The organism is Vitreimonas sp. (assembly GCF_036392335.1).
In the GTDB taxonomy this organism is placed as follows: Bacteria; Pseudomonadota; Alphaproteobacteria; order Caulobacterales; family Aquidulcibacteraceae; genus Vitreimonas.
Window position 1 is genome coordinate 35522 of sequence record NZ_DASVYD010000037.1, and the last position, 16944, is coordinate 52465.

A 16944-nucleotide genomic window follows, 5' to 3' on the forward strand; every position below is an offset into this window, starting at 1 on the left:
GTTTACAGAATTAACCTCGGGGGAGACAAGCCCATGACCGCTTCACGCTCTGAGGAGGCGAGCTTGCTCGATACGCGCTTGGCGGGCTTGGGCTTCGCCATCGCCGATGCAACCCGCCTTATGCGGTCGGCCTTCGACGCGCGGATGCGCCAAGTCGGCTTGCGCGGGTCGAGCTGGCGCGTGCTCGCCTATCTTTATCGCCAGGACGGCCTGAGCCAGACCGAGTTGGCGCGCCTGCTCGAGATCACCCGCGCGGGCGCCGGCCAGATGATCGACCAACTCGAAGCCAGCGGCCACGTCAGGCGCAAATCCGATCCTGCCGATGGGCGGCGCTGGCGGGTATATCTCGATCCCAGAATCCGCGAGACCATGGCCCAAGTGTTCGACGTTGTGCGCCGTTTCGACGAGGACTTGTGCGCTGCATTCACCGATGACGAATTGGAGGCCTTGCGGGCCCTAATTGAGCGGCTGCGAGACCGCGCGAGCGCCATGGGCGCAATCCGCGCCGCGCCCGATTCATAATGGATGCGGGCGACGCTCCCGAACCGGCGCCGGCGCGCTCGCTCGCGGCGAGGCTGCGCGCGCGCCTGACCGGACGCGCGCGCCTCTACATCATTTATGGCGTCCCCGCTGTGGCGATCGCGGCGTTGCTCTTCATGATGGTGACGAGCGGGCGCTACCAGGAGACCGAAAACGCTTACGTACAAGCGGCGCGCGTGCCGATCAGCACGAGCGTCGCCGGCCGCATTGTCGAGATGCGCGTTGCCGATAATCAGCCGGTGCGCGCCGGCCAAGTCTTGTTTCGACTTGATCGGGCCAATCCCGAGGCTGATGTCGCTCAATACGAAGCGGCTCTCGCGTCCGCGCGGGCGCGCGTGATGGCGCTGCGCGCGGAGTATGGCGCCCAACAAGCGAATTTGCGGGCGCGGCGGGAGAGCGTGGCGTTCGCTCAGGCGGCGTTGCGGCGCGCGCGCCGGCTTGGCGAAGAGGGGATTGCGGCTCGCCAGGATGTCGAGGCGGCCGAGCATGCGCTTGAGCAGGCCGAGGCCGAGCGTGCCGCGGCGGAGCAGAGCCTCAGCGCGGCGCTCGCCAATCTGGGCGGGGACGCCAACCTCGACATCGAGGCGCACGCCTCGGTGCGCGAGGCGGCGGCCCGGCTTGAACGGGCGCGGCTGGCGCTTTCCTATACTGAAGTTGTCGCGCCTCAGGATGGGGTGGTCACTCGTGTCGACCAGGTCCAGGTGGGAACGTTCGTCAACGCGGGACAGACGCTGTTCTGGCTCATCGCAGGCGAGCCCTGGATCGAGGCGAACTTCAAGGAAAACCAGATTGGCCGCATGCAGATCGGCCAACGAGCGACGGTGCGCATCGACACGTTTGGCGGCCGGGCGTTCGAGGCGCGCGTTGCAAGCTTCAGCCCCGGCACAGGCGCCGTATTCTCGCCATTGCCGGCGCAAAACGCGACGGGCAACTGGGTCAAAGTCGTGCAACGCGTTCCGGTGCGCCTGACACTGGTCAATCCACCGCCGGATTTGATCCTGCGCGCGGGATTGAGCGCCCACACACGCGTTGACACGCGCTCCGATCCCGATCGCTTGCGAGGGCGCTAGGCAGTGTCCGAAGCGATGACCCCCGACAACGTAAGGCGGGTTCCGCTCACCATCTCGATCATGCTCGCTGCGTCGATGTTCACCATCGACAGCACCATCGCCAATGTCGCTTTGCCGCATATGCAAGGCGGGCTCTCGGCGGGCGTCGATCAGATTACCTGGGTGCTCACCTCCTTCATCGTGGCGCAGGCGCTGATGACGCCTCTGGTTGGCTGGCTGGCCGTGCGCATCGGGCGCCGGCGGCTGATGCTGGTTTCCATCATCGTCTTCGTCGGGGCCTCAATCGCTTGCGGCTTGGCGCAGAACTTGGAGCAGATGATCGCCTTTCGCGTGCTGCAGGGCATAGGCGGGGCGTCGTTCATCCCGCTCTCGCAAGCGATCCTGTTCGACATCAATCCACCTCACAAGCACGCGCAGGCGATGTCGGTATTTGGCGCGGGGATCGTGCTTGGGCCGATTATCGGTCCGGCGCTCGGCGGTTTTATCACCGAGAATTCGGGCTGGCGCTGGATCTTTCTGATCAACCTGCCGCTCGGGGTGTTCGCCTTCCTCGGGGTTTACGCCTTCCTGCCCAAGGCGCCTAAGCCGCAACCGCCGCGCTTCGACTTCACGGGGTTCGCCACCTTGTCTTTGTTCGTGGCCGCGCTTCAGCTCATGCTTGATCGAGGTCCAGGCGAAGATTGGTTGCAGTCCTGGGAGATCAGAATCGAAGCCGCGATCGCTCTGGCTGGCCTCTACATGTTTGCCCTGCACACACTGACGGCGGAGCGTCCGTTCTTCGATCGCCGGCTGCTGGGCGATCGCAACTTCGTCGTCGGCGCGCTCGCGACGTTTGTCGTCGGCATGCTCATGTTCGCCTCGCTCGCTCTGCTGCCGCCCATGATGCAGAACTTGATGGGCTATCCGGTGATCGAAGTGGGGCTGGTCACCATGCCGCGCGGGATCGGCATGTTCGCCGCAATGGTCGTTATCAGCCGCCTCATGCGCTTGATCGATTCCCGCTGGCTCATGGCGTTCGGCTTCGGCCTCAACGCCATCGCCGCGTGGCAGATGACGCATTTCAATCTCGACATGGATTCGCATCTGATCATCTGGTCGAGCCTCATTCAGGGCATTGGGCTGGGGTTTGTCTTCATTCCATCAAATACCCTGGCCTTCTCAACCGTGCCTGGAGAATTGCGCACGGATGGCGCAGCGATCACCACGCTTGTGCGCAATATTGGTTCGGCAGTGGGCATCTCGGTGATGCAGGCCATCTTCCTGATCAATTGGCAGGCTTCGTATTCCGAACTTGTACAGAACCTGACGCCCGACAATCCAGTGCTAGGGGCCGCCGCAGCCGGGCCCGAACAGCTCGCGGCCTGGACCCCCGAAGTGGCTCGCCAAGCCGCCATGGTCGCGTACGTCAGCGACTTTCACTTGATCATGCTGCTGACGCTATTGGCCGCACCGATCGCCTTTCTCATGCGCCCCGCGCGCTCGCCGCCGCAAGCCGGAGCGGTTCATGCCTTGGACTAAATCAGCGCCGTTCTTCGCTCGCCGCCGCGCCCGTGCCGATGAGCCGCGGCCGAGCGTCGCCACGATGTGACGTCATGGCGCGCGCGCTGGATATCTCCTGGTCGCGGCTTGCGGCTTTGTTCGTGAAAGAGGCGGTGCAGATGCGCCGCGATCGCCTGACGTTCGCGATCATGGTGGCCGTGCCCATCCTGCTGGTCATTCTTTTTGGCTACGCCATCAATACCGATCCGCGCCATTTGCCGGCCGTCGTTGAATTGCGTGAAGACGGACCGTTGACGCGAAGTTTTCTCGCATCGTTGCGAGCCTCCTCGCTGGTGGACTTCGTGGAGGTCACGCACGATCCCGAAGAAGGGGAGCGCATGATCAGGTCGGGGCGGGCGACGTTCCTGGTGGTGATCCCTGAAGGATTTGAAAGACGGCTGGTGCGCGGCGAGCGGCCGCAACTATTAATCGCCGCCGACGCGAGCGATCCTGTGGCCGCGAGTGGCGTGATCGGCGCGGTCGAGCGCATTGCGCAGACGGCGTTTGCGCCCGATTTCGAAGGGCCGCTCGCGTTTCTCGCGCCCGCCCCGCCGCCTTATGACATCGTCATTCATCGTCTCTACAATCCCGCGGGCGTCACAGCCTTTCATATCGTCCCGGCGCTGCTTGGCGTCGTGCTGACGATGACAATGACAATGATCACGTCAATCGCGCTGACGCGGGAAACCGAGCGCGGCACCATGGAAAACCTGCTCGCCATGCCAGTGCGTCCGTTTGAAGTGATGATTGGCAAAACCGCACCCTACGTGCTGGTGGGAGCGATCCAGAGTCTCGTGGTTATCGCCGCAGGCATTCTTCTGTTTGGCATTCCGTTCACGGGCTCCCCCTCGGCGCTGGCGCTCGGCGTGCTCCTGTTCGTGGTGACGAACCTCGCTGTGGGCTACCTCATCTCGACAGCGGTGCGCACGCAGATGCAGGCGATGCAGGCGACATTCTTCATATTCCTGCCGTCAATGCTGTTGTCAGGTTTCATGTTTCCTTTCCGCGCCATGCCCGCATGGGCCCAGGCGCTCGGCGAATGCTTTCCGATTACGCACTTCCTACGCATCGTGCGCGAAATCACGCTGAAGGGCGCAGGTCTTGCGGACATCGGCGGCGATCTCGTCCGCTTATCGATCATTCTTATCGTCGTCGGCGCGTTCGCGCTGGCGCGCTTCCGGCGCACGTTAGAGTGACGGTCTGAGTGGGCTGGGCGTTAGCGGTGGACGTTCCGAATTGCGTTTCCGTGAACTTCGCTCGACGCGCCGGTCCAAAGCGACTCTGCCGGCGGTGCGAGACATTCATTGTGCGGCCAAGATGTCGAGCAACCAGCTGAGGCCGCCATCATGCAGCCGGGCCGGATGATAAGCAGCGCCGATCTCGATATCCGCTCCGCGGTGAGGCGGCTCGAGCACGGCGAGGTCCGGCAGACGCTGCGCCAGCGCGAACTTACGCATGGTCAGGGTGACGAAGTCGGAGCTGCGCACAAGGTCGATCGCCTGGCCCATGTCCGAGACAATCGCAACCGGCGGCAGGCCGCGCCCGGATGCGATGACGCCTGAATACGCGGCGCTGAGCTGGGCGCCTACGTCCAGCAGAGGCGAGGGTGCATCCGACTCGGCGCTGAGCAGCGACTGGAAGCGGTCGAGAACGACATGGCGTGCTCCGGCCAGCATCTGCGCCGTCACCGGCTCGCGCATGAACGGATGGTCGCGCCGCGCGGCCCAGGCGACGCCGTCCGCAAGCAATGGGCGCCATTGCACACTTCGGTGCGTAAGCTTCGGCACGCCGAGCGCAAGGTCAACGCGCCGCTGTTCGACATCATCGACGTAGTGGGCGTCGATGCGCTTGACGCGAAGTGTCACCCCAGGCGCTGCCGCATGAATGCGCGCGAGCGCGTGCGGCAACAGCACTGAAGCTGCATAGGTGCCGGCGGCGATGACAAACTCGCGCTCTGCGCTAGACGCGTCAAAGGCGGTTTTCGCGACGGCGGCGCGCATCTGCTCGAGCGCAGGGCCCGCGCGCTTGCCGACATCGATGGCGTATGCGGTGGGAACAAGACCGCCGGCCCGGCGCTCGAACAAGGGATCGTCGAGCGCCGCTCGCAGGCGGTTGAGCGCATGGCTGACGGCCGAAGGGCTAAGTGCGAGGTCGGAGGCAGCTGCGGTTACGCTGCGCCGCGCCAGCAGCGCCATCAGCACTTTGAGCAGATTAAGGTCGAGACCGCTAAATTGAGCGTTGTTCATTTTGCGTGTGCATAAATACCATTTTGCTCACAATAGATGTCAACCTATCTGTGCGATCGATGTGAACGCGGGGCCGCCCGCGCGAGGATAAATCGGATGGATGGCTCGTTCGCCGATACGGCAACGGCGCGCGTGCGCAGTTTCGCCAGCGAAGCAATACGGCGGATGCGAACCGCCGACCGGCGCCGGCTGTTGTTGATGGTTGGCGCCCCGGTTCTGGTGTTGGCGGCGGTGGCGGTCTGGCTGCTGGCGTCTGCAGGCTCGGTCAGCACCGACAACGCAACCGTGACCGCCGCGCGGGCGCCGATCAGCGCCAGCGTGCGTGGCCGCGTTGTCGAAATACTTGTCAGCGACAATCAGACCGTGCGCGCCGGCGATCCGCTGGTCCGGCTCGACCAAGGTGATTTCCAGCGGGCCGTGACCACGGCCGAGGCGCGCTTGGCGGCGGCCCGGCTTCAGGTGTCGGCCTTGCGTGCGACCTATCTGGAAGCGATCGCGGGCAGGCGCGGCGCGCAAGCGACGGCCGCCCACGCCAGGGCGGAAGCCAGACGGCAGGAGAACCTGTTCAGGGCAGGGGTGGTGTCGCGCCAGGATCTCGATGGCGCTCGTGTCCAGGCCGACGTGACCGCCCGTCAAGCCGCGGCCGCGACTGAAGGCGAGGCGATCGCTTTGGCCAATCTCGGCGGCGACCCGCGCGCCGACATTGATTCTCATCCCTTGGTCATGCAGGCCCTTGCCGCTCTTGAAGACGCGCGCAGCGATCTGGCCGACACAGAGATCAAGGCGCCGGCCGACGGCGTTGTCGCGCGCATAAGTCAGGTGCAGCTCGGCGCTTACGTCCAGCCCGCCCAAACGCTTTTTTATGTTGTTTCAGGCGAACCCTGGATCGAGGCGGCATTCAAGGAAAATCAGATTGAGAACCTGCGCCCGGGTCAGCCGGTGCGCATTCGCATCGACGCTTTCCCGGGCGAAGCGTTTCGCGGTCATGTCGAGAGCTTCTCCCCGGGCACGGGCTCCAGCTTCGCAGTGCTGCCGGCCGAGAACGCGACCGGCAATTGGGTGCGCGTCGTACAACGCCTGAGCGTCCGCATCGCTTTCGACGAGGCGCCGCCTGATGCAGCGCTCGCCATGGGTCTGAGCGCGCGCGTGGACGTGAACACCCGCGATCACGGAGACGCGTTGCGCGGGCGGGCGCGGTGACCGAAAGCTCGATTGGCGAAGCACAGCGCAGCGCCATCACGTTCGCGCTGATCCTGGCGACGATCCTTTCTACGGTCGCCTCGACCATCGCCAATGTGGTGCTGCCTCAGATCAGGGCCAGCACCGGCGCCGCGCAGGACGAGATCAGCTGGGTGCTGACCTCATTCATTCTGGCGGGCGCGGTTGTGACGCCGGCCCTCGGTTGGCTGGAACAGAAGTTTGGCCGCCGCTTTCTGCTGCTCGCCTCGATCGTCGGTTTTACGGTATCGGGAATGCTGTGCGGTTTGGCGACCGGCATCGTCGAACTCGTGCTCTTCCGTTTGGCCCAGGGCGCCTTCGGCGCCGTCTTCATTCCGATGTCGCAGGCGATCTTGCTCGACATCAACCCTCCGCAGCGCCACGGCCAAGCGATGGCGCTATGGGGCATCGGTGCGGTGTTGGGACCGATCATCGGTCCGGTGCTCGGCGGCTGGCTTGCCGAAAACCTGACTTGGCGATGGGTCTTCTTTATCAATGTGCCCCTGGCCACCGTGGCCTTTTTCATGGTCGCCGCCGCGCTGCCGAAACACGAGGAAGTAGAAGTCCACAAGTTCGACGCATTTGGATTTGGCGCGCTCGCGATGGGGCTGATCGGTCTGCAGCTGATGCTCGATCGTGGACCGCGTCAGGAATGGTTCGCCTCGAGCGAAATCTGGATCGAGTTCGGGCTCGGTCTGCTCGGCTTCTATCTGTTTTTTGTTCACACCTTCACTGCGCGCAAGGCGATCTTCGATCGCCAGATATGGGTCGACCGCAATTTCTTGACGGCCAGCATCATGATCTTTTTCATCGGCATGCTGATGTTCGCCGGCATGGCGGTGTTGCCCACTTTGCTTCAAAGCCTCTTGGGTTATCCTGTCCTGCATAGCGGCGTGGTTCAGTTGCCGCGCGGGGTGGGCACGCTTTTGTCGATGGTCCTTGTCGGGCGCTTGCACGGTCGCATCGACCAGAGATTAATCGTCCTGGCCGGCTTGGCGCTCACAGGCTGGTCTTACGCGGAGATGTCGCGCTTTTCGCTGCAGATGGACGAGGGCTTGGTGCTGATCTCGGGTTTGCTGCAGGGCCTGGGCCTTGGCCTCATCTTTGTGCCCATGTCGGCGCTCGCCTTCACCACGATCGCTCCTCAGCTGAGGACGCAGGCCGCTTCGCTGTTCACGCTCGTTCGCAATGTGGGCAGCAGCATTGGCATTTCCTTTGTCGGCGCGCTGCAAATCTACAACACCAAAATCGTGCAGTCGCAGCTCGTCGAACATGTGACGCCGGATAATCCAATCGCCGCCGGTGCGGTCGACTTCGCCAGCGTGCGCGCACTCGCAGGCATGATGCAAGCGATCGCGCGGCAGGCGGCGATGGTCGCTTATATCGACGCCTTTCATCTGTTGTTCTGGATGTGCATGGCGCTCGCGCCGCTGGTTCTGCTGATGCGGACAAAAAGAATAGTGGTCTGATCGATGAAGAGAATCCGTTTCCCCGCCATGCTTGTCGGCGCCGCCATGACATCGGCATGCATCACCGTCGGCCCGGACTACGAGCGCCCGGCCCCGCCGCCCGACGCCAATTACGCCATGGCTGGCGATGCACCTGCGCCCACCCTGGTTGCCTTGACTCCGAGCAATGAGGTCGCGCGTGAATGGTGGCGCAGTTTCGCCTCCACGGACATTGATCGACTCGTCGAGCAAGCGCTCCGCCAGAACAGGACGCTCGCCGCCGCCGACGCGGCGCTGGCGCGTGCGCAGGCTGTCCTTAGCGCCGCGCGCGGCGGCGCAGTCCCGCAGATCGATTACGGCGCGGGCGCCGAACGCGAGCGTGTCAATACGGCCGCCTTTGGCATCGAAGGATTTCCGAGTCCCACAATCTCACTCTATTCGGTCGGTGCGAGCGCGGCGTTCGATCTCGACGTGTTCGGCGGGCAGCGCCGGCGCATCGAGAGCGCAGCCGCGCGCGCCGAGGCGCAGGCCCGCCGCACCGACGCGGCCTACCTGTCGCTGAGCGGGCAGGTGGTCACGCGCGCCGTGGACATTGGCTCGCTGCAAGCACAGCTGTCGGCGGCCGAAGGGATCGTTGCCGATGATCGACGCGTGATCGAGATGATCCGCCGATCGATCGCCGCGGGCGGCGCGCCGGCTTCGGCCGAGACCGCCGCGAGAGCGCAGCTCGCCGAGGACGAAGCGCGCTTGCCTCCGCTGCGGATCCAGCTTGCGCAAGCGCGTCATGCCTTGGCGGCGTTGCTGGGGCACGCGCCGAGCGAATGGGCGGCGCCGGAGCTTACGCTCGAGGCAATGGACATCCCGGAGCGCATTCCGGTGTCTTTGCCATCCGAGCTCGTACGCGCGCGCCCCGACATACTTGCCGCTGAGGCGGATTTGCACGCCGCTACAGCCGACATCGGCGTCGCAACCGCCGCGCTTTATCCCCGCATCTCGTTGGGGGCGGCCTTCAGCGTCGCTTCGCTCGAACCCGAAACGCTGTTCAACTATGAGAGCGCAGGCTGGTCGCTTGGCCCGTCCTTGACTGGACCGCTGTTTCATGGCGGTGCGCTGCGCGCTCAGCGGCGCGGCGCGCAAGCCTCGCAGGTCGAAGCAATGGCCCGCTACGAGCAGACCGTGCTCAACGCCTTCGTGCAGGTGTCGGACTTGCTGCAGGCGGTCGCGCAGGACCAGGAATTAGTGCAGGCTCAAATCCGCGCTGCGGCCGCGGCGGCTGAGAATGCGCGTCTCGCGGAGCTTGCTTACGACAATGGCGCGGGCACGCTGCTGCAGGTGATCGACGCGCAACGTCAGTCGCAGCGCGCGCGCTTGGGCCTCATCCAGGCGAACGCACAATTGCGCCGGGACATCGCGGCTCTCTTCGTGGCGACGGCGAGCGATTGGCGCGCAGAGGGCGGCTGAGCCGCGGTCAGCGCGGCTTATTCTGCAGCGTCCGTGTCGAAGCGATAGAGCAGTCGCACCCCGACATAGTCGAGACCCTGGTTGCGCCCCTCGTCCAAAATCTGACCGTGACTCATGTGTTCATAATAGAACTGGCCTGCAAAGCGTGGTGAGAATTCACGCTCCAGCGCCAGCGTGGTGCGGAACAGGTCCTCCGATCCCAGCAGCTGGTTCTCTTCCTCAAACGCGGCCGCGTCCGCCGTGCCGGGCGGGTATATGTTGTCGATCTCGCCGTCATGGACGATGTAGCCGAAGCCCGGCTCGAACGCCCAGCCGTCGGCGAATTCCCAGCGCCAAATGAGGCCCGCCCCCGCAAAGGAGACGCCGTCTCCTGTGCTGATCGAGGCCACCGCATAAGGACGCGGGGAGCCGATGAAATTGAGAAGGTCTGGAGAACTCGAAACGAGCTCGATTTCGACGTTGTCGCCTTCCTTGCCGTCGACCACTTCGTCGTGATCGAGCCGCAGGTTGTGGACTGCGCCAAACCGGATCTCGTCGATTTTCGCGTGCGCAGCCGGCGCCTGCAGCGTCATTACAAGAGCAAATGCTGAGAGAGCGGATCCAAATCGACCAATCTGTTTCATGGATGATCCTTCGCAGGAGGGGAGGCGGCGCTCAAAACTTTCTCGAAATGCTCACGGCGGCGAAGCGCTGAGGGTCGATCTGTTCTTCGAACTCCTCGTCGCGCTCGACATAGGTGAAGGCGACCTGCGTCTGGCGGAACTGCACCACCAGGCCCGCCTGTAAATCGCTGACGAAGCTGTTGCTCGACACGCTCGGGTCGTCTTCGCGAAACAAACTGCCGTCGAGAAAGATGTTGTGTGCGACCGCGCGCCCTTCGACGCCAGCGAAAACATACCAGCTGAAATTGTCGCGCGGGGTGAAATAACCCGTCCCGGCAAGCGACGGGGCAACGCGCGGAGGCCCATAATCGTTTTCAAGGTCCTGGCCGATGCGCAATGTCAGCCCTGCATGCAGATTGGTGTGGACGTTGCCGAGCGAGAAACCGACATTAGGCGTCACGTCGGCGCCAAAGCCGCCGCCGCCCAGCCGCGCAAGCCGGCGCAAGCGCTTGTCATAGGAAATGATCAAGCCCAATTCGTCGTCGAGCTGATTGTCCCAGCCTTGCGCGTCGCCTGCGCCGATGAGCGCATGAAACTCGTTCTGCAGCCATTCGCCGCCCGCGCTCGGACCGACGATCCCGACCTGCAGCGTGAACTGGTCGACCTCGTGGCGCTGCTCAACCAACGCTGTGTACTCGCCATAAAGCCAAGCAGCGTAAGGGTGCTGATCAGGAAGCGGCGCGGCGGTTTGCGTGTCATTGGGCGTAAACAGCGAATGGCCAATCGCCAGACCGCGCCGGATGACGGCGTCGTCGCCTGCGTTCAAGAGGCTGCGTGCAATCCATCGCGAGAGGCCGTGCGGCGTTTGGGTGCCCGACAACCACGCTAAGCGCACGCCGTTTGTATAGTTATGATCGGAATCGGCGAAGGAGTCGTTTTCCCAGACGAAGGTCAGCGTTCCGCTGTCGTCAGGTCTCGGAGGAAGTTCGGCTTGCGCGAGTGCGTCCGTGCTGATCGCAAGGCAAAGGCCGGCGAACGGCGCCAGTATCGCACCACGCATTCTTGCGCTCCCTCGCTACACTCGACGGCAGATAGATACGCAAAAACGGAAGAAAGTAAACACCTTTACAATTGGAACTTCGCCAAGTTGAGCGCGCGCGGAACTCTAACAAGCCGGCGCCAGCAGATAGCGCCTAGCAAGCTCGCGGAACTGCCGGCGGGCCGCTCTTGCGTCTGTGTCTAGTCCGGTCACAAGTCGCAGGCTCATGCCGTCGATGGCGGAAAACAGCACCTGCGCCGCATCGTTCGCGTTGATTGAGGTGTCGACTTCGCCCAGTGCTTGCGCCGCGCGGATGGCTGTGGCGAGGAGCTTGAGACGGTGTGCGTCGGCGCGGGCAAGCGAGCGAGCGATGCTGGGGCTATGCGCAGCTTCCGCCAGAATGTCGGCAGCGAGCGACTGGCCATGCTCGGTGAAGCGTTCCAACCAACGAGAAACGAAGCGGTTCAGGCGGCCGGTGAGCGCGCCGGCGCCGGGCGCTTCTTCTAGGGCTGTCATTTGCGAATTGGTCCAGGCCTCGACGATCGCCGCGATGATGTCGTCTTTGGAGCGAAAATACCTGTAGACCGCGCCCGGACTCATGCCGGCGGACGCGCAAATCTGGTGCATGCTGGCTTGATGAAAGCCATGCATCTTAAAGCACGCCATCGCGCCTTCCAAAATTTGGCGCCGCCGCCGCGCGCCGAGAAGCGGGTCTACGGTTCGCGCCATGGGACAGTTTCCAATCTGCGGAGCTAAAGTTTGTTATGTCTTGCTCGGCGCCCAAACTAGACATGGTGCGCCCGCTCCGCACCGCCAGGGGCGCGGGCGTCGTCCCGCGGACCAGCATCGCGATTAAGAGCGAGCGGCGCGTGCCGCAACACGTCTTTGCTCAGCCAAGATCCAGCGGACGTTGCACATTCATGCCCGGGCGGGAGTGGGAGCGAAACCGCCAAACGGACGGGGCGCTGCCCCAGGCTCGAATAAGCCGGATTGCACGCGGTTGCGTCGGCGGTCGCTGATGTTGAAATTCCCGCGCTGCTGAAGTGTCGATCCGACGTGCTCAAGGCTGCCGGATATGATCGCGGGCCGGAGCTGCGGCGCGTTCGGCTATGGGGAAGATCGGGCCTTGTGCCTCCCACTGGGATCATTGCAATCGCACGGCTTTTTTCCCGCCCCGTTTCGTTTCGTCGCGCGCAAGCGCGACGCGCAATCTGTCGCTCGCGCAATCGTTCGACATTGCCTAGAATGCGCCGGAACAGCGTGGGATTCGGCACATGCCACTAAACGCCCCAGTGTCCGGCGCGTCTTCTGACCGCGGTGTGGTGAGGCGACGCGCGTTTCTAGAAACCGCGCTCACTGTGTTTTGTGAGCGCGGCTACGAGCACGTCAATGTCAATGACATCGTGCGCCAGGCGGGCGGTTCGCTGGCGACCCTCTACTCTCAGTTCGGCAACAAAGAGGGCCTGTTTCTGGCCGTCTTGGAAGAGTGCAACTCCCGCATTGCGGCCGCGCTCTGTCCTGTCGCCGATCCATCGCTCGAACTCCGGGACGGCCTGCAACGCATTGGCGAACATTATCTGCGGCGCGCCTTGGCGCCGGAATCATGCCGGTTCTTCAAGATGATCTGCGCCGCGAGCGGTGAATTTCCCGACGCGGTCAAGGAGAGCTTGCGGGTGGGACCGAACCGGGTCGCTAGCATCGTCGCGGATTACACGCGCGAGCGAGCGCCCCTCGAGCGTGTTGTTTTTGCAGATCACGACGAAGCCGCGCTCGCGTTCTTCGCACTTGTTCGCGGTCAGCATCAGTATCGAGCTATTCTTGAAGACGATTACCGGTTGAGCGACGAAGAGATTTCACAGCATGTGCGCGCCGCCGTGCGCATAATTCTTCAAGGCGCTGCAAGACAGGCGAAGCATGAGCAAAGCGGTTAAATCGACCTCCAAACGGAATGACGGCGAAGATGCGCTTTTTTCGAACAAAGCGCCGGTAGTGCGCGCCATCTACAAGAAACTGCTAGCCTCCTTGAAACGGCAAGCCGTGACCTTTGAAGTGGATGCGAAGAAAACGTCTTTGCACCTCACCCACGGGACGGCGTTCGCTGGCGTGCATCCGAAGAAGAATTGGCTCGATCTCACCATCCGATTGGAAAAACCATTGGCTGGACCGCGCATTCGCAAATCGGAACAAGTATCGCGCAATCGCTGGCACAATGAAGTTCGCTTGACCTCGGAGGCGGATGTTGACGGCCAACTCATCGGCTGGCTCGTCACGGCCCGCGCGCTGAGCCGCGTGACATAAGCTGGCGGTTTCAGGAGCCGGTTCGGCGTAGATGGCGCACTAACAAGCTCGCGAGCCCCACAACGATCAAAGTTTCCGTCGGATGCAGTCCTGCGCGCATAGCGAACCACGCCGCTGCTACGCCTGTGGCGATCACAGGCGCCCATCGGGCCAAGCTCACCGCAATCCAATAGCCGGCGTCGATCAAGACAAGAGCGACCAGCGCAGCACAGGCGACAACTAACGCCTCCATGTTGAAGCTCCGGGCTGATCGCGCCGCAATTGAAGGGTCCGGCCGCGCAGCTGGGCGCCATAGCGGCGGCGGCGTTCGTATTGCGACAGCGCTTCACCGTTGAGGCGCTTCACCTTCCAAATGTTCTTGATGTCGCGAAGCGTTTTGACCTTGTGGCAGCGCGCGCACATGAGCTGGTCAGGCTTGGCGCGCCGCCATGCGTTCGGCGTCGAGTGCTCGCCGATCAACCCTTCAGTCTCTTCGCACTCATCGACGCAGCAGGCGCCGTTCTGCTTTTTCAGCAGCGCTTCGTACTCGCGTGCGGTCAGATAGAGACGGCCCATGACGAGACGCGCCTTCTTCAAGCGTTGAAGAGAAGGGCGCTGATGTCTCGACGTGATTGGCTGGCGCCAATCGGTCCCCCCGATGCGAGAACAAAACAAGCACAAATTGGTTGAGCGTGCAAGACGTCTCTGCGAGGAGGGGCGCCTCGTTCGGGGTGCGAGTAGTCACGTGGCTTACGAGGAGAAAGTGCCAGTGAAGTTTGGCCAGCTCGGGCGACTGAGCGGGCTCTATTTCGGTTGCACGGGATGCGCGCGTGGCACGCTCTTCACGGCGATCGAACTGGTGAAGCTCTATGGCACTGAGGGACGCGTTGCCGATCTCGCTAAGCGGCTATCGTGCAAATTCTGCAAGCAACACAGGAAGCGACCGCCGCGCGTCTATGTCGGAGTCTCACGACCATTCTACACCAAGGCGGAAGTCGTAGCGCTCAATGCCACGGATCTCGATGCGTTGGTGTTGAGTCTGGAAATGCTGAAACCGAAGAAGAAGATTTCATGATAGGCGAACCCGCGCTGTGCGCGGGACGCGCTCTCGTGAACCGAGCCGCGCACCGATAAAGCGCGCGCGCGTCTCGGCCCTTCGGGCTTCGATCGCTTTCGCGCCAGCTGCCGCCTGCCAATTGTGATCAGTGCTTCTTGTCTCTTGGCGGATTGGGGTCGCGGCCCTTCCTCACTGTGTCGGAATCCCGGATCTTCCCATCGCGTCCTTGAATGCGGACCTCGCCGCCGCCTTGCTTCTTCACGATCTCCTTGGCGCGCGCTTCGGCTTGCTTTTGCGTCGGCGCAACGGCGCTAGCGCGCGAGGCGCCAGGGGCTTTCACGGCCCAGCCATCGCCATGCTTCACGACATAGCGATCATTCTTCGTCATGGCGCTACCTCCTGCCGCCGCTTTGAGCGTGGCGTTGATGCGGGTTTGCCAGCCCGTGCCGGTCGCTTTGAAGTGAGAGACGACATCACGATCGAGACGTAACGTAACACTTTGCTTTGGATTGAGCGCGCGGGGGCGGCCCGGCCCTCGCGCCGGCGTCAGCTGTTTCAGCATCACATCCGAGAGTTCGGGAGAGTCTACCGCGTCCCAGTCGCTCTGACGGATGTTATTGGGCTTTCGCTTCGACATAGGCCTTTGCTTCTTTTTTCGTGGCTTTGCGCAAACTGATGATCCTGTGGTTGGCGCCGCGGGGCGTATAAACAAGGACATGAAGATGGGCCTTGATTGGGCCGATCGCGACCCAACGCTCCTCGCCGTAATCTTCGCTCGTGTCTTCGACCTCCAAAGCCTCATCCCAATCGAACTCATGGGCAGCGTCGAACGCGACCCCATGCTTGGCTTTGTTCGCGCGCGCCTTATTCGGGTCCCATTCGTACATTTACGTAACTACATTAATTGGCGGTTTCAAGGCGTTCAAGCGGTGATTGGCGCGAAGGCTGGGGGCTAATTGGCCCCGGCGGCGTCTTTGCTGCGTCGCGCGGCGATCCATGCGTCGAGATCGGCTGGGTCGTATCGCACCGCTTTATCGGTCGATTTAACGTATCGGGGCCCTTTGCCGGCGCAGCGCATCTTGTCCAAGGTCGACTTGGAAAGGCCAAGGCGCGCGGCGGCTTCTCGGACGTTGAGCAGAAGAGGCGGCGGAGTAACGACGCGCCCACGGCGCGAGCTTGGCGCAGGCGGTGCGCGCGACGATGTTTGCTTGGGCGCCTGCGAGAATTGGGCGCCCTCGCCAAAGAGATCGGGTTGCGGCAGGGGCTGCTTTTTGGCGCGCGGTTTCTTCACGGTGGGTATGGGCGCAGCTGAATGTCTTGGCTTACGAGCACCCGGACGCGCGCGCCTGCGCGTACCCGCAATGTCGGACGCACATTCAGTTCACGATCGATGAGACGCGATCCAGTCTGCGCAGCCTGCTGCGCGGCGGCATCGCCGATGCTCTGCGAAAGCCTCGCGTCGTCTTCGTCCTCACTTTCATTGGCGGCGACGCCAAGCACGGCGGAGATGAGCGAGGCGACCGCGATGCGGCTAATGTGGGCGTCAACGTCGCCGGTCAGACCCGCGCTTCCCGCGGCGTCGGCCCCGGGCATGGCGCGCAGCGGGATCGACCACCCGTTCGGCATGATGAGCCTGTTCCAGACAACCAGAAGGCGCCGCTCGCCATAAGCCGTATCGGCATCATATGCGCCGATCAGACGCGCGCCCTGCGGGATAAGCAATGTCTCGCCGGTGACGCTGTCAAAGACGTTCTCGCTCACTTGAGCAATGACGCGCCCGGGTTGGTCGGAATTGAGCGCGGTGATGAGCGCGGCAGAGATCGTGGCGCCGGCTTGAACCGTGTAGGGCGAGCGGGGCGGCGCGTAGGCTGCGTCGAGCACGCCGTCGTCACGTCCGCGCTGACCATTCAGGAAGGCGGCGCCCCGGCCATTTTCACTGAAGCTCTGCGCGCTTGCAGACGCCGCGCCTTCGCGGCGCCCTGAAAAGAGAATGGATGACGTGCGCGCCGCGTCCGCCTCCGTTTCAAGCGGTGAGGGGCGAACCGGCTCGTATGAAGCAGGGCCGGCATCCTCCGGGGCAGCCAGGCCTGCGTCAGCTGGCGCGTGATCGCCCCAGAAATAATCGCGGTCTTCTTCGGGCGGCTGTAAATTCGCGAGATCATAGTTTGCAGGCGCCTCGCGAATGTTCTCCGGCGGATTAGAGGCTTGGACAGTTTGCGAGCCTTCTTCGCCAGAAGCCGGCGTGCGATCGCGTTCCGACAGTCCGTTGATGAGCGCAAACGCGATAAGGGCGCCGAGGCCAAGGGCGCCCGCCATCAAGGTCTTGCGCGAGAGGCGTCGCGGCTTTGGCGGCGCAGCGCGAATGGCCGTTATCGGCGCGGGCGATGGCCGTGAGTCATCTGCTGCATCGGGCTGGACTGTCATGGGCGTCTCCCGCGGCGGGCCGT

Annotated in this window: 20 protein-coding genes; 10 read left to right on the top strand and 10 right to left on the bottom strand. The window is 63.3% G+C overall.

Annotation, left to right across the window (positions count from 1 at the left end; all coding sequences use genetic code 11):
- Positions 1 to 33: 33 nt before the first annotated feature.
- The 4 genes from VF769_RS08925 to VF769_RS08940 all read left to right on the top strand — a co-directional run bounded on the left by VF769_RS08925 (position 34) and on the right by VF769_RS08940 (position 4345).
- Positions 34 to 522 (top strand): MarR family transcriptional regulator, encoded by a 489-nt coding sequence (locus tag VF769_RS08925; RefSeq protein WP_331008045.1) that lies wholly within the window; start codon positions 34 to 36, stop codon positions 520 to 522.
- Entirely contained in the window at positions 522 to 1610 is a 1089-nt protein-coding gene (locus tag VF769_RS08930) for an HlyD family secretion protein (RefSeq protein ID WP_331008046.1), read from the top strand. The genes VF769_RS08925 and VF769_RS08930 overlap by 1 nt, the downstream gene beginning before the upstream one ends.
- Positions 1611 to 1613: 3 nt before the next feature.
- Positions 1614 to 3128, top strand: a complete 1515-nt coding sequence (locus tag VF769_RS08935) for a DHA2 family efflux MFS transporter permease subunit (RefSeq protein ID WP_331008047.1) — start codon at positions 1614 to 1616, stop codon at positions 3126 to 3128.
- A gap of 74 nt (positions 3129 to 3202) precedes the next feature.
- On the top strand, positions 3203 to 4345 hold the full coding sequence (locus VF769_RS08940; RefSeq protein WP_331008048.1) for an ABC transporter permease: 1143 nt from the start codon (positions 3203 to 3205) through the stop codon (positions 4343 to 4345).
- A 105-nt stretch (positions 4346 to 4450) separates the two neighbouring features.
- Here VF769_RS08940 and VF769_RS08945 read toward each other — a convergent pair whose 3' ends face one another.
- Entirely contained in the window at positions 4451 to 5395 is a 945-nt protein-coding gene (locus tag VF769_RS08945) for a LysR family transcriptional regulator (protein WP_331008049.1), read from the bottom strand.
- A gap of 96 nt (positions 5396 to 5491) precedes the next feature.
- Between VF769_RS08945 and VF769_RS08950 the strand changes: the two genes are divergently transcribed.
- The 3 genes from VF769_RS08950 to VF769_RS08960 are packed head-to-tail and all read left to right on the top strand — an operon-like array spanning position 5492 to position 9522.
- Complete coding sequence (locus VF769_RS08950) at positions 5492 to 6595, top strand: HlyD family secretion protein (protein ID WP_331008050.1); 1104 nt, start codon at positions 5492 to 5494, stop codon at positions 6593 to 6595.
- Positions 6592 to 8082 (top strand): DHA2 family efflux MFS transporter permease subunit, encoded by a 1491-nt coding sequence (locus VF769_RS08955; RefSeq protein ID WP_331008051.1) that lies wholly within the window; start codon positions 6592 to 6594, stop codon positions 8080 to 8082. The genes VF769_RS08950 and VF769_RS08955 overlap by 4 nt, the downstream gene beginning before the upstream one ends.
- Before the next feature lie 3 nt (positions 8083 to 8085).
- Positions 8086 to 9522, top strand: a complete 1437-nt coding sequence (locus VF769_RS08960; RefSeq protein WP_331008052.1) for an efflux transporter outer membrane subunit — start codon at positions 8086 to 8088, stop codon at positions 9520 to 9522.
- Positions 9523 to 9539: 17 nt separating this feature from the next.
- Here the strand turns inward: VF769_RS08960 and VF769_RS08965 are convergent, their stop codons facing one another.
- The 3 genes from VF769_RS08965 to VF769_RS08975 all read right to left on the bottom strand — a co-directional run bounded on the left by VF769_RS08965 (position 9540) and on the right by VF769_RS08975 (position 11892).
- Positions 9540 to 10094: an acyloxyacyl hydrolase gene (locus tag VF769_RS08965; RefSeq protein ID WP_331008053.1), complete on the bottom strand. Its 555-nt coding sequence runs from the start codon at positions 10092 to 10094 to the stop codon at positions 9540 to 9542.
- A gap of 82 nt (positions 10095 to 10176) precedes the next feature.
- Positions 10177 to 11184 (bottom strand): lipid A deacylase LpxR family protein, encoded by a 1008-nt coding sequence (locus tag VF769_RS08970; RefSeq protein ID WP_331008054.1) that lies wholly within the window; start codon positions 11182 to 11184, stop codon positions 10177 to 10179.
- A gap of 105 nt (positions 11185 to 11289) precedes the next feature.
- A complete protein-coding gene (locus VF769_RS08975; protein ID WP_331008055.1) occupies positions 11290 to 11892 on the bottom strand; it encodes a TetR/AcrR family transcriptional regulator in 603 nt (200 codons plus the stop codon).
- A gap of 545 nt (positions 11893 to 12437) precedes the next feature.
- On the opposite strand from VF769_RS08975, the gene VF769_RS08980 reads away from it, so the two are divergent.
- Entirely contained in the window at positions 12438 to 13094 is a 657-nt protein-coding gene (locus tag VF769_RS08980) for a TetR/AcrR family transcriptional regulator (RefSeq protein ID WP_331008056.1), read from the top strand.
- Positions 13078 to 13461 (top strand): DUF5655 domain-containing protein, encoded by a 384-nt coding sequence (locus tag VF769_RS08985; RefSeq protein WP_331008057.1) that lies wholly within the window; start codon positions 13078 to 13080, stop codon positions 13459 to 13461. The genes VF769_RS08980 and VF769_RS08985 overlap by 17 nt, the downstream gene beginning before the upstream one ends.
- A gap of 10 nt (positions 13462 to 13471) precedes the next feature.
- Here VF769_RS08985 and VF769_RS08990 read toward each other — a convergent pair whose 3' ends face one another.
- Together VF769_RS08990 and VF769_RS08995 are read right to left on the bottom strand one after the other, a co-directional pair.
- Positions 13472 to 13693 (bottom strand): hypothetical protein, encoded by a 222-nt coding sequence (locus VF769_RS08990; protein WP_331008058.1) that lies wholly within the window; start codon positions 13691 to 13693, stop codon positions 13472 to 13474.
- Positions 13681 to 14016: a hypothetical protein gene (locus VF769_RS08995; RefSeq protein ID WP_331008059.1), complete on the bottom strand. Its 336-nt coding sequence runs from the start codon at positions 14014 to 14016 to the stop codon at positions 13681 to 13683. Before VF769_RS08995 ends, VF769_RS08990 begins: the two co-directional genes overlap by 13 nt.
- Positions 14017 to 14185: 169 nt before the next feature.
- On the opposite strand from VF769_RS08995, the gene VF769_RS09000 reads away from it, so the two are divergent.
- Entirely contained in the window at positions 14186 to 14515 is a 330-nt protein-coding gene (locus tag VF769_RS09000; protein WP_331008060.1) for a hypothetical protein, read from the top strand.
- 127 nt (positions 14516 to 14642) lie between these two features.
- On the opposite strand, the gene VF769_RS18535 is transcribed toward VF769_RS09000, so the two are convergent.
- The 4 genes from VF769_RS18535 to VF769_RS09015 form a co-directional block, all read right to left on the bottom strand.
- The gene (locus VF769_RS18535) at positions 14643 to 15134 is read right to left on the bottom strand and encodes a DUF2188 domain-containing protein (protein ID WP_331008061.1); all 492 of its coding nucleotides are present in this window, start codon (positions 15132 to 15134) and stop codon (positions 14643 to 14645) included.
- Positions 15112 to 15384 carry a BrnT family toxin gene (locus VF769_RS09010; protein ID WP_331008062.1) on the bottom strand — a complete coding sequence of 91 codons (273 nt, stop codon included), beginning with the start codon at positions 15382 to 15384 and terminating at the stop codon, positions 15112 to 15114. Before VF769_RS09010 ends, VF769_RS18535 begins: the two co-directional genes overlap by 23 nt.
- 65 nt (positions 15385 to 15449) lie before the next feature.
- Positions 15450 to 15788 (bottom strand): helix-turn-helix domain-containing protein, encoded by a 339-nt coding sequence (locus VF769_RS18450; RefSeq protein WP_349258121.1) that lies wholly within the window; start codon positions 15786 to 15788, stop codon positions 15450 to 15452.
- Positions 15785 to 16944: TrbI/VirB10 family protein (locus VF769_RS09015; protein WP_331008063.1), on the bottom strand; the 1160-nt coding region annotated here is incomplete at its 5' end. The genes VF769_RS09015 and VF769_RS18450, both read right to left, overlap by 4 nt.

Coding starts and splice junctions, on each gene's coding strand:
- VF769_RS08985 (WP_331008057.1), top strand. CDS start 13,078: ATGAGCAAAGCGGTTAAATCGACCTCCAAACGGAATGACGGCGAAGAT.
- VF769_RS08950 (WP_331008050.1), top strand. CDS start 5,492: ATGGATGGCTCGTTCGCCGATACGGCAACGGCGCGCGTGCGCAGTTTC.
- VF769_RS08960 (WP_331008052.1), top strand. CDS start 8,086: ATGAAGAGAATCCGTTTCCCCGCCATGCTTGTCGGCGCCGCCATGACA.
- VF769_RS18535 (WP_331008061.1), bottom strand. CDS start 15,134: ATGTCGAAGCGAAAGCCCAATAACATCCGTCAGAGCGACTGGGACGCG.
- VF769_RS08980 (WP_331008056.1), top strand. CDS start 12,438: ATGCCACTAAACGCCCCAGTGTCCGGCGCGTCTTCTGACCGCGGTGTG.
- VF769_RS08965 (WP_331008053.1), bottom strand. CDS start 10,094: ATGACGCTGCAGGCGCCGGCTGCGCACGCGAAAATCGACGAGATCCGG.
- VF769_RS08925 (WP_331008045.1), top strand. CDS start 34: ATGACCGCTTCACGCTCTGAGGAGGCGAGCTTGCTCGATACGCGCTTG.
- VF769_RS08990 (WP_331008058.1), bottom strand. CDS start 13,693: ATGGAGGCGTTAGTTGTCGCCTGTGCTGCGCTGGTCGCTCTTGTCTTG.
- VF769_RS08945 (WP_331008049.1), bottom strand. CDS start 5,395: ATGAACAACGCTCAATTTAGCGGTCTCGACCTTAATCTGCTCAAAGTG.
- VF769_RS08975 (WP_331008055.1), bottom strand. CDS start 11,892: ATGGCGCGAACCGTAGACCCGCTTCTCGGCGCGCGGCGGCGGCGCCAA.
- VF769_RS08940 (WP_331008048.1), top strand. CDS start 3,203: ATGGCGCGCGCGCTGGATATCTCCTGGTCGCGGCTTGCGGCTTTGTTC.
- VF769_RS09010 (WP_331008062.1), bottom strand. CDS start 15,384: ATGTACGAATGGGACCCGAATAAGGCGCGCGCGAACAAAGCCAAGCAT.
- VF769_RS08970 (WP_331008054.1), bottom strand. CDS start 11,184: ATGCGTGGTGCGATACTGGCGCCGTTCGCCGGCCTTTGCCTTGCGATC.
- VF769_RS08995 (WP_331008059.1), bottom strand. CDS start 14,016: ATGGGCCGTCTCTATCTGACCGCACGCGAGTACGAAGCGCTGCTGAAA.
- VF769_RS08930 (WP_331008046.1), top strand. CDS start 522: ATGGATGCGGGCGACGCTCCCGAACCGGCGCCGGCGCGCTCGCTCGCG.